At 70.2% G+C, this 14,143-nt stretch carries 20 protein-coding genes; 15 read left to right on the forward strand and 5 right to left on the reverse strand.

The window, feature by feature from the left end; all coding sequences use genetic code 11:
• The first annotated feature begins 2 nt into the window (after positions 1-2).
• Complete coding sequence (locus SLP03_RS09135) at positions 3-1,415, forward strand: hypothetical protein (protein ID WP_319460093.1); 1,413 nt, start codon at positions 3-5, stop codon at positions 1,413-1,415.
• 9 nt (positions 1,416-1,424) lie between these two features.
• Positions 1,425-3,071 (forward strand): hypothetical protein, encoded by a 1,647-nt coding sequence (locus SLP03_RS09140; protein WP_319460094.1) that lies wholly within the window; start codon positions 1,425-1,427, stop codon positions 3,069-3,071.
• Positions 3,072-3,198: 127 nt separating this feature from the next.
• Here the strand turns inward: SLP03_RS09140 and SLP03_RS09145 are convergent, their stop codons facing one another.
• Positions 3,199-3,411 (reverse strand): hypothetical protein, encoded by a 213-nt coding sequence (locus SLP03_RS09145; RefSeq protein WP_319460095.1) that lies wholly within the window; start codon positions 3,409-3,411, stop codon positions 3,199-3,201.
• Between the two features lie 89 nt (positions 3,412-3,500).
• Between SLP03_RS09145 and SLP03_RS09150 the strand changes: the two genes are divergently transcribed.
• The 3 genes from SLP03_RS09150 to SLP03_RS09160 are packed head-to-tail and all read left to right on the forward strand — an operon-like array spanning position 3,501 to position 5,964.
• Positions 3,501-5,252: a hypothetical protein gene (locus tag SLP03_RS09150; RefSeq protein ID WP_319460096.1), complete on the forward strand. Its 1,752-nt coding sequence runs from the start codon at positions 3,501-3,503 to the stop codon at positions 5,250-5,252.
• A gap of 2 nt (positions 5,253-5,254) precedes the next feature.
• Positions 5,255-5,641, forward strand: coding sequence for a hypothetical protein (locus SLP03_RS09155; RefSeq protein WP_319460097.1), 387 nt, complete (start codon positions 5,255-5,257; stop codon positions 5,639-5,641).
• An 8-nt stretch (positions 5,642-5,649) separates the two neighbouring features.
• Positions 5,650-5,964 (forward strand): hypothetical protein, encoded by a 315-nt coding sequence (locus tag SLP03_RS09160; protein ID WP_319460098.1) that lies wholly within the window; start codon positions 5,650-5,652, stop codon positions 5,962-5,964.
• Positions 5,965-5,973: 9 nt separating this feature from the next.
• On the opposite strand, the gene SLP03_RS09165 is transcribed toward SLP03_RS09160, so the two are convergent.
• The gene (locus tag SLP03_RS09165; RefSeq protein WP_319460099.1) at positions 5,974-6,291 is read right to left on the reverse strand and encodes a hypothetical protein; all 318 of its coding nucleotides are present in this window, start codon (positions 6,289-6,291) and stop codon (positions 5,974-5,976) included.
• Between the two features lie 27 nt (positions 6,292-6,318).
• On the opposite strand from SLP03_RS09165, the gene SLP03_RS09170 reads away from it, so the two are divergent.
• The 3 genes from SLP03_RS09170 to SLP03_RS09180 all read left to right on the forward strand — a co-directional run bounded on the left by SLP03_RS09170 (position 6,319) and on the right by SLP03_RS09180 (position 7,873).
• On the forward strand, positions 6,319-6,546 hold the full coding sequence (locus tag SLP03_RS09170; RefSeq protein ID WP_319460100.1) for a holin: 228 nt from the start codon (positions 6,319-6,321) through the stop codon (positions 6,544-6,546).
• Positions 6,547-6,756: 210 nt separating this feature from the next.
• Positions 6,757-7,383, forward strand: coding sequence for a DUF433 domain-containing protein (locus SLP03_RS09175; RefSeq protein ID WP_319460101.1), 627 nt, complete (start codon positions 6,757-6,759; stop codon positions 7,381-7,383).
• Between the two features lie 13 nt (positions 7,384-7,396).
• Positions 7,397-7,873 (forward strand): hypothetical protein, encoded by a 477-nt coding sequence (locus SLP03_RS09180; protein ID WP_319460102.1) that lies wholly within the window; start codon positions 7,397-7,399, stop codon positions 7,871-7,873.
• 179 nt (positions 7,874-8,052) lie between these two features.
• On the opposite strand, the gene SLP03_RS09185 is transcribed toward SLP03_RS09180, so the two are convergent.
• The 3 genes from SLP03_RS09185 to SLP03_RS09195 form a co-directional block, all read right to left on the reverse strand.
• A complete protein-coding gene (locus tag SLP03_RS09185; protein ID WP_319460103.1) occupies positions 8,053-8,187 on the reverse strand; it encodes a hypothetical protein in 135 nt (44 codons plus the stop codon).
• 193 nt (positions 8,188-8,380) lie between these two features.
• Positions 8,381-8,566, reverse strand: coding sequence for a hypothetical protein (locus SLP03_RS09190; protein WP_319460104.1), 186 nt, complete (start codon positions 8,564-8,566; stop codon positions 8,381-8,383).
• Positions 8,563-8,766: a hypothetical protein gene (locus tag SLP03_RS09195; RefSeq protein ID WP_319460105.1), complete on the reverse strand. Its 204-nt coding sequence runs from the start codon at positions 8,764-8,766 to the stop codon at positions 8,563-8,565. Before SLP03_RS09195 ends, SLP03_RS09190 begins: the two co-directional genes overlap by 4 nt.
• Before the next feature lie 205 nt (positions 8,767-8,971).
• Between SLP03_RS09195 and SLP03_RS09200 the strand changes: the two genes are divergently transcribed.
• The 7 genes from SLP03_RS09200 (at position 8,972) to SLP03_RS09230 (ending at position 14,072) form a co-directional block, all read left to right on the forward strand.
• Positions 8,972-9,199 (forward strand): winged helix-turn-helix domain-containing protein, encoded by a 228-nt coding sequence (locus tag SLP03_RS09200; protein WP_319460106.1) that lies wholly within the window; start codon positions 8,972-8,974, stop codon positions 9,197-9,199.
• 61 nt (positions 9,200-9,260) lie between these two features.
• The gene (locus SLP03_RS09205) at positions 9,261-9,671 is read left to right on the forward strand and encodes a winged helix-turn-helix domain-containing protein (RefSeq protein WP_319460107.1); all 411 of its coding nucleotides are present in this window, start codon (positions 9,261-9,263) and stop codon (positions 9,669-9,671) included.
• 128 nt (positions 9,672-9,799) lie between these two features.
• On the forward strand, positions 9,800-10,303 hold the full coding sequence (locus SLP03_RS09210; RefSeq protein WP_319460108.1) for a hypothetical protein: 504 nt from the start codon (positions 9,800-9,802) through the stop codon (positions 10,301-10,303).
• A gap of 858 nt (positions 10,304-11,161) precedes the next feature.
• Complete coding sequence (locus SLP03_RS09215; RefSeq protein WP_319460109.1) at positions 11,162-11,542, forward strand: nuclear transport factor 2 family protein; 381 nt, start codon at positions 11,162-11,164, stop codon at positions 11,540-11,542.
• Positions 11,543-12,109: 567 nt separating this feature from the next.
• Positions 12,110-12,922: an alpha/beta hydrolase family esterase gene (locus SLP03_RS09220; protein ID WP_319460110.1), complete on the forward strand. Its 813-nt coding sequence runs from the start codon at positions 12,110-12,112 to the stop codon at positions 12,920-12,922.
• A 115-nt stretch (positions 12,923-13,037) separates the two neighbouring features.
• A complete protein-coding gene (locus SLP03_RS09225) occupies positions 13,038-13,526 on the forward strand; it encodes a hypothetical protein (RefSeq protein ID WP_319460111.1) in 489 nt (162 codons plus the stop codon).
• 138 nt (positions 13,527-13,664) lie between these two features.
• Positions 13,665-14,072, forward strand: coding sequence for a hypothetical protein (locus SLP03_RS09230; protein WP_319460112.1), 408 nt, complete (start codon positions 13,665-13,667; stop codon positions 14,070-14,072).
• Positions 14,073-14,143: the final 71 nt, after the last annotated feature.

Below are 14,143 nucleotides of genomic sequence, written 5' to 3' on the forward strand. Positions count from 1 at the left end.
CTGTGCCGGACCTGCTCCAATTCGTGGATGCGATCGGCGGGTCGCCGACGGTGCGCCTGGACCTCAACGACGACGCCACATGGTCGGTGCAGTACGAGGGCACGGACTTCTCGCCGCCGCAGCTGCGGCAGGCGTGGGCGTCGACGCTGCTCGCTGACGGCGAGCAGCTCGCCGCGGCGGCGTACGGCAACCGGACGATCCGGCTGCGCCTGGACTTGCAAACCGCGTCGCTGGACGCGGCGTGGACCCAGTTGCAGGCGCTGCACCGGGAGTTGGACCGGGAGAGCAACCTGCTCAGGTGGCGGCCGCAGGGCACCACCAATCCGGTGTTCTTCCGCACCATCCGGTCGATGGCGAACCGGGTGACCGAATTTCCGGGGCCAGGCCTGCTGCGCACCGTCGATGTGGAGATCGAGGCGGAGCCGTTCGCCCTGGGCTTGAAGGAGACGCTGGGTCCGTTCACGGTCACCAACAACCCGGCCGCCGGCTCCAACGGCATGTACCTCGACCTCACCGGCGTCAAGGGGGACGTGGAGACCCCACTGAAGATCACGATCCCGTATTCGGGAACCGCGACGACGTGGATGTTCGCGGTCCGCCGGCGGGGCACACCGGGCAGCTCGCCGTTCGTATTGCAGTGCGAGTCGATGACACAGGGCAGCGACACGTCCACCCAGCCGAACGACGCGGCAATGTCCGGGGCGGGTAACAACTTCTCTCGGACGAGCTTCGCGACGAACGCGGCTATGGCGCAGCGGCTGTCCACGTCGTGGCCTCCGCCGGGGGTTGATGTGCGCGGCCGGTATCGGGTGTTCGTGCTGGTGCGGCGTAGCAGCGGCACCGGTGCGATCAACGCGAAGCTGGGATGGGGGCCGAAGGGTGGTACGGCTTCGGTGTTCGGGGCGCCGGCATCGGCGGCGACCATCAATTCCGCCTTCTTCGATCTGGGGCTGGTCTCGTATCCGGGTGGTACGGACCCGGTCGCCGACGGCTACTCGGGAACCGCCCTGTCGGTGCTCGATCAGACCGTCGCAATCTGGGCCGAGCGCATCTCCGGCACTTCGACGATCGACTGGGACTACCTGCTGTTCGTGCCGGCCGACGACCGGCTCACGTTCGTTACCCGCCCCCTCAGCATCACCGATTATGTGTCCACGCCGAACGGGGAGAAGGTGGTGGTCGATGGCGCGACGGAGAGCCTGTACGCGCTGTGGGGGACGGGTGAGATCATCGGCGGCTGGGCCGGGCCGACCATCTCGGGCAAACTTGTGGGTGGGTGGCCGGCGGCGTCGCCGGGGGTCACGAATCGTCTCTACGCGGTGCAGACCGGCGTCCCGGTCTCGCCTGCCACTACCGCGCAGGTGACCATTGAGTACTGGCCGCGGTATCTGTACGCGCGTCCCGCGTCGAGCTGAGGTGGCCGGATGAGTCTGCCTGTGCCGTTGACGGTCCGGCTGTCTACCTCCCGCGGGGATGTGCACATCACCCGCCGGTTGCGTGACCTGACCATCCGGTCGGTGGCCCCGGGCGGGTTCGCGTCCATCGCCATGTCCTTCGACGTGCCGTTGACGGACATGCCTGACGAGATCGCCTACTACGGCAAGGCGTATGTCTACGACGCCCGCACCGGAGCGACGGTGTGTGAGGGCCGTTTGGAGGATCCCGGCCGGTCGGCCGGCCAGGACGGCCAGGTGTGGGATCTGGTCGCGGTCGGCCCGGCCGCCCACGCCAAGGACCGCAACGTGCCGCTGATCTACGTCGACCGCAGCATCGAGTCGTCGGCGTGGGTGCAGACCGAGACCGCGACCACCATGCCCAAGGGTGATGTGACCGCCGGGTCGCCTGGCACGGACGCGGCGGTGGCCGCGCTGAAGCTGGCCTGGGACTCCGGCCTGAGCATCCCCGTCGACAGCCGCATCGCCGCCCAGTACGTCCGGCTGCGCGACTCGGGCCAGTGGGTGGCCAGGGTCGGCGCCGACCACGTCGAGGGCGCCCCATCGACGGTGCTGAAGGTGCAGTACGTCAACCGGCACAGCGCCGACTACCCCGGCACGGACACGGTGTTGGAGTCCGACAACTGGACCACCTCGACGGCGGCGATCCTGCAGCAGATCGGCGTCGGCAGCATGGACAAGCACGCCGCCCCGGAGCTGCGGCTGCTGCAGACCAACGCGACGCCGGTCACCAGCGGCTCCAACTACTGGACGAGCCTGTCCAACCTGTACGTGGTGGGGTCGCGGGTCGACAAGGCCGGCAGCGACGTGATGTCCGGCTACGGGGCGACGGCGCTGGCCTCGGATGTGGTCGCCGACCTGCTCGGCCGGCTGCTCCCCCAGTACGACGGCGCTGGGGCCCGCATCGACACCACCAGCTACGGCATCGACCAGCTGGCGTACCCGGACGGCATCGACCCGGCGGGGGTGCTGGATGACCTGATGGCGCTGGAGCCGGGTTACCTGTGGGAGGCGTTGGAGTCCAACCCTGCCGGCAAGCACCGGTTCAACTGGCGGGCCTGGCCCGCCAGCGTGCGGTACGAGGCCGACGTCACCGACGGGTACGCCAGCACCGGCTCGGCGACGGACCTCTACAATGCGGCCACCGTCCGGTACCGGACGCCCAACGGGCAGATCCGCTCCGTGCGGGTCACCCAGTCGGTGCCGGAGCTGACCAACGCCGGCCTCACCCGCGAGCCGAAGCCGCTGGACCTGGGCGACAACGTGGGCAGCGCCGCGGCGGCCACCCAGTACGGCCAGGCGTTCCTCGCCGAACATGGGGCGCCACGCAACGCTGGCCGCCTCACGGTCGTTCGGCCGATCTTGGACCTGGACGCGGGGGCGATGGTGATGCCGTGGGAGATCCGCCCCGGCTACCTGATCCGGGTGCGGGGGATCCTGCCCCGGGTCGACGCGTTGAACGCATCCGCCAGGGACGGTGTGACTGTCTTCCGGATCGTGTCCAGCGAGTACCGGGTCAGCTCGGCGGCGGCAACACTGGAGCTGGACTCGTGGGCGGTATCCACCGCCCGCTCGCTGGCCACACTGCTGGGCCGCGCTGAGACCCGGCGCCGATAGGCGCGTAGATAGGGTGCACCCCCCGGCTCGTTCGAAGCCGGGGGGTGCGTTCGCACCCCCTGCCCATCCGTTGGCCGGGGGTGCGGCTCGCGCAGGGTCAACGGGGAGTCAACCCCCGCGCGAGGGTTCAGCGGCCGAAGCGCAGCCAGGCGTACTGGCGGTGCGTGTTCTTGCCGCAGTGCTTCGGGGCGGACGGCTGGGGGGCGCCGCGCGGCACGACCGGCATGGTCGTGAAGCAGTGCGAGCGCATCGGGTGGGCGTACGCCGCGGTGCCGCCACCGAGGACGGCGAGGCCGCCGCCGAGCGCCATCGCCGCAGCGAACGTCGCGATCTTGCGCATGTGCTCCTCCTGTCGTCAGTGGACCACCGTACGACATCGACGCAACACCCACCGCCCTCTATCCAATATCAGACCGACCAGGAGGTCCAATGACGCGGATCGGTTGGTGTCCCGGTGGCCGGACGGTCGCGGACATGCTGGCCCGCTACCCGCTCACGTCGGCCGTCCGGATCTTCTTCGGCCCGGGAGACGGGCTGCCGGCGTCGGCGTGGACGGACCCTCGGCAGGCGCTCGCGCAGGTGCCCGCCGGCGCGGACGTGATCGCGTCGCACAAGGACCAGGGCGTGGACGCGGCCGCGTTCGTCACCGCGTGGGAGGCGACCGGCCGGACCGGGCAGCTGATCCTGGTGCCCCACCACGAGCCGGAGCAGCAGGAGGGCGGCGACCCGCCGCCGGCGCAGTTCCGGGCGAGCTGGACCCGCACCCGGGAGCAGGTCGGCGACCACCCGGCCCGCCGGGACGGCCGGCTGCAGCTCGCCGTCTGCTACACCCTCCAGTGGATCCGCGGCGGCGGGAACTGGCGGACGTGGTGGCCGGAGCATGAGGCCGATGCCGTGGACCTGGTGCTCTTCGACTGGTACCAGTACGAGCCGGGCGCCCCGAACCCGTTCCGGCCACGCAGCTACGAGGACCCGGCGTCGGCGATCGCGCCCATGACGGCGATCGCTGCGGCGGTCGGCAAGGACTGGGGCATCGCCGAGATCGACCACCTGCGCATCACCCGGGAGAACGGCTTCGCGGTCGACCTCGACCCGACCGGCGAGATGTGTGCGGCCTGGTACCGGCGGATGTTCGCCGCAGCGAAGGCGGCCGGCTGCCAGCTGTGGTGTCACTTCCACCGCGGCCATGGTGACCTGACCAGCAGGCTGCCGGAGCAGCTGGCCCTACGAGAGCTGATCGGACAGGAGGCGGCCGACGTGGGCGCTCAGAGACGACTCGACTGGATCCGCCGGGGCAGCCCGTTCCGGCTCATGACGCCGGCGACGGACCTGCGGGACCGGCTGCGCGGCTACGGATACACCGTCTACGACATCGGCAATCGGTCGCACCTCGAGCACGACCCGCCCGAGGACCACACCCCGTACTCGGCGACCGGCTACCCGGGCGCCGCCGACTACGGCGTCGGCTACGCGATCGACATCATGTCGCCGCCGGCCGGCTCCGGCCTGCCGTCGCTTCAGCAGCTCGGCGCCCAGCTGCTCGCCGACCGCAAGGCCGGCGCCGGCGGGATCCGCTGGCTCAAGTACATGAACTGGGAGCCGGAGCGGGACAACGGCGGGGACTGCTGGCACGAGTCGTGGCAGCCCGCGTACGCCCGCTGGTCGTCCAGCGACCGCGGGCACATCCACCTGTCCGGCCTGACCGGCTACGAGACCAGCACCATCGCCGCCGGCTACGACCCGGTGGCCCGCATCCGAGGAGAGGACGACATGGCCCTGTTCGAACAGAAGCACGCCGACGCGATCGAGTACATGGATGGGCGGGTGGAGGCACTGGCCTACGGGCGCACCACCGTCCGGACAGGGCTGCGCGGGGCGGGCAACCCGGTCTGGGCCGTCCAGGCGATCAAGGCCCTCACGGACGCGGTGGGCAAGCTGGACGACCAGGTCGCGGCGCAGCTCGCCGACGACCTCGCCAAGATCGAGGCGGCCGTGGCCGCCACCGGCGAGTCCGACAAGCAGCGCGACCAGGCCGCCGCCGCCCAGCTGACCACGCTGGCCGAGCAGCTCGGCCAGCTGGCCGAGCTGGTGCGCGCCGGCCAGTCCGGGTATCTGGCCGCCGACGAGGTGCTGCGCCGGATGGGCGAGGTGCTCACCGCCGGCACGTCCGCCCAGGGGTGACCGTGCCGTCCCAGCCGCGGCGCTGGTCCCGGCTCGCCGGCTACGCCATGATGACCGCCGCCGGTGTCGGCGCGGCCGCCGTACCCACGCCCAGCGTGGTGGACGCCACCGGACCGCTGGTGTACCTCTGGGCCGGCTTCCTGGTGCTGGGTGGGCTGCTGTCCGCGTACGGGGCCGCGACGGACCGGTGGATCGGCGAGCACGTCGGCCTGCCGCTGCTGTGGGCCGCGTTCGGCGTGTACGCCGTCATCCTCGCGTCCTTGCTGGCGCCGGCCTCGGTCGTCGCCAGCCTGGCCCTGGCCGCGTTCGGCCTGCTGCTCTACGGGCGGTGGCGGGACGTAGCGGCGGTACGGCGGGAGGCCACCCGTCAGGCACACAACTTGCAGTAGGAGCGCCCGTGAAATCCTCCGACGTGATCACCGCCGTGATCGGGGCGCTGCTCGGCGGTGGTGGCCTCGCGTTCATTCAGGCCCTGTTCTCCGGCATCGGCTCGCTGCGGCAGGGCGCCCGGGCGCACGAGCGGGAGTCGGTGCAGGACCTCGCCCGCGCCCGCGACAAGGCCGACGAGCGGGCGGCGTCGGCCGAGACGGACCGGGACTACTGGCGGCGGATCGCCGGCGGGTACGCCTACCAGCTGACCCGAGCCGGTGTGGAGCCGATCCCTGCGGATCCAGTCCCGCCGTCGGCGCGGGCGCGTACCGCCGAGCTCTGACCCGGCGTCCTACTCGTGGTCGTAGCGGGTGCCCTGCGATTCCAGCCGTGCCCGTACCTCGGCGGCGTGCTGCGCGGCCACGTCCATGTCGGCGCCGGCGGCGCGCAGCAGCTCGACAGTCGGCCCGCTGATGCCGTGCGGGTCCGCCATCGCCACGCCCGCCTGGATGCCGAGCAGCTCCGGGTCGGTGGTCACGTCGCATACCGCGGCCACCGCCTGGTCGCGGGGGGCGTCTCTGTCCGTGCCGTTGCCGTAGCGGCGGGCCACCCCGGAGAGCTCGGCCAGCACCAACCGCTGTGCCTGCGGCAGCTTGCTCACCTGCACCATCCGACGAACGTACAAGGAGGAGCTGTCGTGTTCACCAAGAAGTTCTGGAAGGCCGCCGCCGAGAGGGCAGCGAAGAGCGCCGCGCAGGCCCTGCTGGGTCTGTGGGCCCTGGACGGGTTCAACGTGCTCAACGCCGACTTCAAGCTGGGCGGTGGCGTCGCCGCCGGCGCCGCGGTGCTGTCGCTGCTGACCTCGGTGGTGTCGGCCGCCGGCGGCGACCCGGACTCGCCGAGCCTGGTCGCCGGCGAGCTGTAGCCGACGGCCTGCAGCAAGAAGCCCCGCCGCTTCCCTCGAGGGAAGCGGCGGGGCTCTTCGTCGTGCGGTCCTCGGCCGCCGCATGCGAGCCCGGCCAGCGGGACAGCGCGTGGCGCGTCGTGCGCGACACGGGGATGTGCGCCTTGCAAAGAAATGCGATGATGCCGGCAAGAATTGATTTTGCAATGGCACCGAAGGGGGGCGTTTCGGGTGGCGTACTCGTCCTCGCTGGCGGCCGCACTCGGTGGGGTGAGCGAGGGCCAGTTGACCCACTGGCGGCGCCAGCCCAACCCGGTCCTCGTTCCTGAGTACGGCAGCGCGCCTCGCGTCAGCTACAGCTTCCGAGACCTGCTGGCCATCCGCACCGTCGCTCGGATCCGCACCCAGCTTTCGCTCCAAAAGATCCGCAAGGCGATTCAGAACATCAAAAACCTGGACAACTTCGAGCATCTCTCGAACTACAAGCTCGTGGCCAAGGGAAACACGATCGTCTGGATCCAATCCGAAGATCAGATGGTCGACGTGCTGAAGCAGCCCGGCCAGCACCTCATCGCCACGATGCAGGACATCCTGGGCGAGTTCGTCGGCTGGACCGGCGAGACGGTGGTACCGCTGTTGCGGCCGAAGCCCGGCATCCGGATCAACCCGGGGGTGCTTCGCGGCTATCCGGTGATCGACAACACGCGGGTGCCGTACGACACGATCGCGTCTCTGGCTGCCGACGGTCTCGACGCCGCCCACATCCAATACTTCTACCCCTCGGTGACAGACATTGGTGTAGAGGGGGCGGTAGCCCTTGATCGGTACGTGAGCGAGTACCCGCGCCGGGCTGCGTGAGCCTGTGAAAATCTTGCTCGACGAGCAGGTGCCCGAGCCTGCCCTTGACCCGCTCCGGTTCATGCTTCCCGGCCACCAGGTCGACCACGTCCAACGGATCAGGTGGAAGGGCAAGCAGGACCTGCAGCTGATCCCCGACATGGCCACGCGGGGCTACCTCATGCTGGTCACTGCCGACACCGGTCAACTCGAAGACCATGAGGAGTGCGCTGCCATCAAGAAGGCAGGGATCCACCACGTCCGCTTCGAGCGTCACGGCCGGGGCATCGCGTCCACCGCCAGCGCGATCGCGACCGTGGTGGCCGGCGTGCCCATCATCGTGCCGCTGCTCGAAGACCAGCCGCAGCGCCTCGTCGAGCTGGGCGTCGTCAAATGCGGCCAGACCAGGTACAAGATCGTGGATCCGGAACGGGAGCCTCCCACCCAGTACTGGCCAGGCCGCAAGACGGTACGGCGCCGCCGGCCACCCCGCGAGACCGAGGCAGGCTGACGACGCGCCGGTAGAGTGGTCGGTGTGCCCGGCACAGTACGCCCAGGCGGTAACCCCGGAGGGGCGTCGTAAGTTGGGGGCCCCGGCGACAACGCCGGGCAGGTTCGAATCCTGACGGGTACACGATGAAGCGCCCCGCTCTCCTTCGGGAGGGCGGGGCGCTTCCGTGCGTTCCGGGGTCAGCGCGTGATGGTCCTCGCGTCGATCGTGACCCACCTGCCGTCGTCCTCGTGCCGCAGAGGCTGGGTCTGCGCGCTGCTGACCTGCTGCGGGATGCTCGCTCGGTCGTCCCGCGGATCGGTGGGGAGGGTCATGCCGGCACCGTACTCTCCGCCGTCAATGCGCGCCGACCTGCTGGCTCGACTTTCTTCGCCTCAGGTCCACACCCCGGCCGGTCGCACCCGCACCGGCCGCCGTACGGCCGCAGCTCCCCGGCGCACCGGTGCACCATCCCGCCGGCGGCGGTTTGTTCGGGCATCGCGCAGCCGAGGCACCGCCCGGGCGCGGTCATCGCGCGGCGGGCGGGCCGAGGTGCCAGCGGTCGGTGGCCACCAGCGCGGCGAACGCTTCAGCCCGCGGCCAGCACCGCTTGTGGGTTTCGCAGTGCGGGCAGCGGCCGTCGACCTGCTGGTGCTGGGCGAGGGTCCGCCACCACCGCCGCTCCTGCTCGTCGACGGCGGTCGCCACGGTCATCGGGCGCCCCGCTGGTTGTGGCCGGCCCATGGGTCGCAGGCCCGGTCGACGGCGGTCGGCCGGTGGCTGCCGGCCCGGTGCCGGGCCTCGATCTCGCGGACCGCAGCGGGGCTGAGTGCGCCCGCGTGGCCGGCGTAGTTGGTGGCGGGTCCGGTGGCGTCGATGCGCTCTTCCGGGCGGTGGTGGAATGGCCAGATCATGGCGCTGCTCCTCAACCGGGGAGATCGGGAACCGGGCGGGCCACGGGGAGCAACCCGCCCGGTTGTGGCCCGACGATTCCCGTCGCCGAACGGAGAAACCCTGGGGCCATGCCCTAGGCTAGTTGCCATTAACACCAAACGCAACGAAGAGGTTGAAGGGAGGTCACCGGGCGTGATCGAATCGGGGTGCCGAACGGAGAACACAATGCCCATCCCGATGGGGTATCGGCGCATCGCCGATGACCTGCGCGCTCGCATCGCCGCTGGCGAGTACCCGCCCGGTGAACGCCTGCCCACCTACAAGGAGCTGGCCGAGATGTACTCGGCTGGCGTGTCCACGATCCAGAAGGCCGTGCTGCTGCTGCAGTCGGAGGGCGCCGTGGTCGGAGTCCAGGGCGCCGGCTTGTACGTCCCCGAGGACTGGAAGCCCTGACAGGATTGGGCTACCCAGCTAGCCCACCGGCGCTGCATAGGGCTGCATCTAGCCTGCACCCGTGATCTTCCCGGGGCAGGGCCCGGTCGGCTACCTTGAGCTGGCCGAGATCCTCCGCGCGCAGATCACCTCCGGCGACCTCGGACCGGGCGCCCGGCTGCCGTCCGAGGCCACTCTCTCGCAGACGTACGGGGTCGCGCCGAAGACGGCCCGGGCTGCGCTGATGCAGTTGCGCAACGAGGGCCTGGCGACCGCCGTGCGGGGCTACGGTGTGGTGGTGCGGGAGCCCGTCGAGCCCGAGCTGGTGCGCGCCGAACCGGGCGACCAGGTGTCGGCGCGCAACCCGACGCCGGGCGAGCGGGAGACGTACGAGGTGCCGGAGGGTGTGCCGCTGATCGTCGTCATCCACGCGGACGGTCTGATGGATCTGTACCCGGCGGACCGCTACCGGGTGGAGATGTCGCCGGCATAGAGCCGGACGCAGGGGATTAGATCGGCCGGAAGTTGCAGCCTGCAACGCCATGATCACTCATGTTTCGCCATCTGCGAAACATGCTCGCCCTTGGGCCACGGCAACCATCGATGGGCCACACTCCTGCGATGGGTGATCAAGTGGGGACCAGAGAGCAGCCGTCCGATCGAGATCCAGGGAGGCTGTGCGCCGAGCACGCCTACCTCCTACTCGCCGCCGTCAGCCTGACCGCCGCCATCGTGGCGTACATCGCAGACAGCGAACTGCCATTCGACCTCAACCGTGGCGCGTACGCGATCATGGTCGCCTTATTCGTGGCCGGCTACTGCGGCTGGCTTTCCCGCTCCGCCGAGCGGCGGATGCGCCGGGAGTTGGGCGCCGAGCACCGCCGGCTGGCAACCGCGCTGGAGGATCTGCGCGACCATGTCGCCCGCCAGCGGGTCGTCCACCTGCCGCCGGCGGCGAAGCAGTGCGAGGGGGTGCGGCACCTGCATGCGGCGGTGGGCGGGCAGGACAGCCCGGTCCCGATCGGGCCGCAGAGGGTGGGGCTGGACCCGGAGACGATCGCGGCGGCCCGGGCCCTCGCTCGGCGGATCGCGGACGGCCCGCGGGCGGAGAACCAGGACGGGTGACGCTCCGTAAGGGTGGAAGGGTGTACTAGAGGGTGTACTGCACCCCGCCGCAGGAAGCCGCACGGAGTACCGAAAACGCAGGTCATGCGGTGGGGTGCGGTACCTGCTGACAAACTCATAATCCCTCGGTCGCGGGTTCGAGTCCCGCCCGCCCCACCACTCTTACCAGGCCAGATGTAGCCCTGTTCTTCCTCGGGGTCATCGTCAGCGGCGAACGGGCGCCAGAAGGCCAAGAGCAGGTCCGGAGCGGTGAAACAGCCCTCCTCGTCGTCAGCTATCACGGCGGTATGCCGGCGCAGCCTCTGAACAACTTCCAACGCCGGTAGTCCGAAGACGTCAACGTCGCGGTACCGAACCACGTCCAGAGCGTGTGGCCGGGCGAGTTCCACCGCGTTGACTCGTCCGGCCACCCCAAACCCGACATTGAATGCCAGGCCACCCGGCCTGTTTGCCCAAAGCCCCGCATTGGGTGACTCACTCAGCTCCCCGACTGCGGCCAGCGCCGGCCGAGCCTCAGCGACGGTCATCCCGAGCCGCAATGGCCCGACCCCGTGGGGCGGCTCCAGTTCAAGCTCCACAGCAGCATGATCGCAGGATCCTGCCAGACGGGCCATCAAAGCAAACCTCGCCTACTGACCCCAGCTTGGCCCCCTCGGCGCAACGACGGGCCAAGGCGGGAACGTCGATGCCGTCCCGGCGATGAGGCGAGCAAGGGACGAGTCCGACCCGCTCGCTCCTACGGATCAGAACGTTAGGGGTTCGGACGCGTCGCGGGGCAGCCGGCCAGGGTCGTTGCGGTGCTGGTCGCGGTGTGCCAGGTAAACCGATCTTGTCAGTAGGGTCAGGCAGGATGCGCCAATGGAACCAATGAAGGTCGCTCAGGAGATGTGGGATCGCGTGCAGGCCCGCGACTGGGTCGGGCTCGGCGAGTTGCTGGCTGATGACCTGGTGGTGGATTGGCCGGTCAGCGGCGAACGGATCGTGGGCCGCGAGAATTACGTGGCCGTCAATGCTGAGTATCCGGAGGGGTGGGCGATCAACGTGCTGCGGATCGTGGCGGGCGGCGAGGTCGTGGTCTCCGAGGTAGAGGTCCCTCACGAGACGATGGGGGAGATCTTCCGTGTGGCGTCGTTCTGGACGGTGCGGGGCGGGAAGGTTGTGGATGGTCGGGAGTACTGGACGAGTCTGGGTTCGGACCCCTCGCCGGAGTGGCGGGCTGCATATGTGCAGCGGGTGTGATCACGTGCCAGTGACCCGGTGAGCAGTCGCCGGAGTCTGTTGCCACCAGCGGGCTTCGGCGGCGCACCGTTTGAGCGATCACCGGGCGGGCAGGGGAGCGGTCCTCCCTGCGCACCTCTAGCACTTCAAGGACCCGCCGGGCCATCCACGGGCCACAAGGTGGTGTCAACACCACGGCGACGACGGACCGGCGTGAGAGGAAGGGCCCGCGACTGGCAGCCCGACACCCGATGTGCCCGCCGACCGCCCGCGCAGGACCAGACGCGTCCGCCGACCTGACGGCCCGGCACCGACGCCAAAAGGAGGAGACCGATGCGTGACTGTCGAGGGCGCGACCATGCCACAGCAGGACCGGTCGCCGTGGCAGCGATCGCGGGGACGGTCGTGACGCTGTTGCTGGCGACCGGGTGCTCCGCGCCCGTCCGTCCCCGTGCTACGGCTCCCGCGCCGTCCCGGACGGTCGGCACCGGATCCACACCGTTCCGGCCTGGGGCGAGCGGCGGCACCGGGACTGGCGATCCGGCGCCATCGGGCTGCGGCCACCCGGCCCCCGCCGCAGTGGATCGCGTGGTCAGCTTCGCGGTCGATCCCGCCGCCGCCGAAGGCCAACGCACCCGCACCGCGTTGGTACACGTTCCGGCCGGGTACCGGCCCCAGTCACCCCATCCGGTGCTGCTGGTCTACCACGGCCACGGCGGCAACCCGGCGGAGACGGCCGCCGGAACCGGATTCCGCGACCTGGCCGACCGGAAGGGGTTCTTCGCCGTCTATCCACAAGGGCTGCCCGATGGTCCCGACGGACCACCCATGTGGGCGAGCGCCGGAGCCGTCGACCACGGAATTCAAGAGCTGCCGGCCGCACGTAGCCTGCTGGACACGCTCGCGGCCGACTACTGCATCGACGCAGCCCGCATCTACGCGACCGGCATCTCCAACGGCGGCGGGATGGCCAACTATCTCGCCTGCCGGCTCGCCGACCGCATCACGGCCGTCGCGCCCGTGGTCGGCAACATGTACTGGCCGAAGGACGGTGGCTGCCAACCCACCCGCGCCGTCTCCATTCTCGACATCCACGCCGTCGACGACCCCGTCGTCTCCTACCAAGGCAGCCGCGCCGACCCCGCGTGGATGCTGCCGGCCGTGACCGACTGGCTGGCCGGGTGGGCGGCTCTGGACCACTGCCCCACAACACCGGCCGTACCCGTGGATACCGCGGCCCTCCAGGTCAGGCAGTGGACCGGCTGCGCCGACGGCAGCGCGATCGTGGCCTACCGCGTCATGGGCGGACACCGGTGGCCGCCGTCGCTGGTCGGCTCTCCTACCGCCTCGGTGATCTGGGACTTCCTTGCGGGTCACCGGATGCCCGCCTCGACTCGATGAGCGTGAGCGTTGCGGATCCCGCGCCGATTCCGCTATCTGATCCCCGAACAGTCGGCTAGGCTGGGCGGCCGACCGGAATCCTGGCCCGGATCGCTGTGCCGAACAGGAGATGCATGTGAGCAGCACCCGCTGGGCGTCGAAGACGTACTGGACGTTCGTCGCGGTAACGATCGGCAACTATGTGTGGCAGATTCCCTACTACATGCATTTCTACGCCGTACGAGGTCGGTCGCCCGCACCCTTCTCCATCATGTTTCTGGTGACGTTCGCATGGTTCGCCGTAGCGGCGTTTCTGCTGTACCGGCGAAGGCGCGGTGGATTCACCACCATGGTGTCGTTCCTCGCGCTGCTGACCGGGTTCTACATACTGCACAACCTCAGCGGTGCTTTCCTGGCGGATCTGCCGCTGTCGGACCCGATCCTGTTCATCGCCTCCGTCCTGGGTTACCTCAACACGATCGTCGGCATCGTGCTGCTGGTACAGCTGATCCGCAGCCGCGGCGACCTGGTGGCCGGCGACCCGGCCGCAACAGCCGGGCGCGGGACCGGACAGGTCGCGGCTGCGGCGCAACCACAGCAGCCTGTACCGACGAACCGGGACTGAGAACATCGTCGTGTCCACAATGGGCGGCCCGCGGTACGGCACCGGCGTGAGCACCGGCCGCGTCGCGGGCGTCGCCTTTCGGCGACCGTGAGTATCCGTGCTCATCCGGATCCCGACCCTGTCGGGAAGGATCAGGCCGTGAACCTGACGACGTGGACGCGTACCGCGCTCGGCGGCCTGATCCTGGCGGCGGTAACGGTCGGGGCGTGGTGGGCCTGGCTGGGCTGGGAGTCCGGGTACAAAGTGGACCCGGAGACCGGCGCGACCAGCGGCCCGTACGCGCCGTGGCAGGTGGGCGGCTGCGTCCTCACCCTGGCCCTGATCGCCGCCGTCGGCGGCTGGCTGCTCAGCCCCTGGCTGGTGGCCCCGGTGATGACGGTCGCCTTCACCATCGCCTGGGCGGCGCACGCCGCCTCGACCGACGACAGCGGCCTCTGGGCGGTGGGAGCGGCCCTGGTCCTGGTCGGGACGGCCGCCGGGACCACGGTGGTGAGCGTCGCCGCCCGACTGGTCCGCCGACGCCGTCCGGGACGTTCGGCCGGCTGACCGCATCGCTCGCTGAGCATGTGCCCTGCGTGCGCGACCCGGTCGGGTAGGCGACAGCGGGCGGCGTCCGA

Origin of the sequence: Micromonospora sp. RTP1Z1 (assembly GCF_033804685.1) — a bacterium.
Taxonomy (GTDB): Bacteria; Actinomycetota; Actinomycetes; order Mycobacteriales; family Micromonosporaceae; genus Micromonospora.

Coding starts and splice junctions, on each gene's coding strand:
- SLP03_RS09140 (WP_319460094.1), top strand. CDS start 1,425: ATGAGTCTGCCTGTGCCGTTGACGGTCCGGCTGTCTACCTCCCGCGGG.
- SLP03_RS09145 (WP_319460095.1), bottom strand. CDS start 3,411: ATGCGCAAGATCGCGACGTTCGCTGCGGCGATGGCGCTCGGCGGCGGC.
- SLP03_RS09150 (WP_319460096.1), top strand. CDS start 3,501: ATGACGCGGATCGGTTGGTGTCCCGGTGGCCGGACGGTCGCGGACATG.
- SLP03_RS09165 (WP_319460099.1), bottom strand. CDS start 6,291: ATGGTGCAGGTGAGCAAGCTGCCGCAGGCACAGCGGTTGGTGCTGGCC.
- SLP03_RS09185 (WP_319460103.1), bottom strand. CDS start 8,187: ATGACCCTCCCCACCGATCCGCGGGACGACCGAGCGAGCATCCCGCAG.
- SLP03_RS09190 (WP_319460104.1), bottom strand. CDS start 8,566: ATGACCGTGGCGACCGCCGTCGACGAGCAGGAGCGGCGGTGGTGGCGG.
- SLP03_RS09195 (WP_319460105.1), bottom strand. CDS start 8,766: ATGATCTGGCCATTCCACCACCGCCCGGAAGAGCGCATCGACGCCACC.
- SLP03_RS09200 (WP_319460106.1), top strand. CDS start 8,972: ATGCCCATCCCGATGGGGTATCGGCGCATCGCCGATGACCTGCGCGCT.
- SLP03_RS09210 (WP_319460108.1), top strand. CDS start 9,800: ATGGGTGATCAAGTGGGGACCAGAGAGCAGCCGTCCGATCGAGATCCA.
- SLP03_RS09215 (WP_319460109.1), top strand. CDS start 11,162: ATGGAACCAATGAAGGTCGCTCAGGAGATGTGGGATCGCGTGCAGGCC.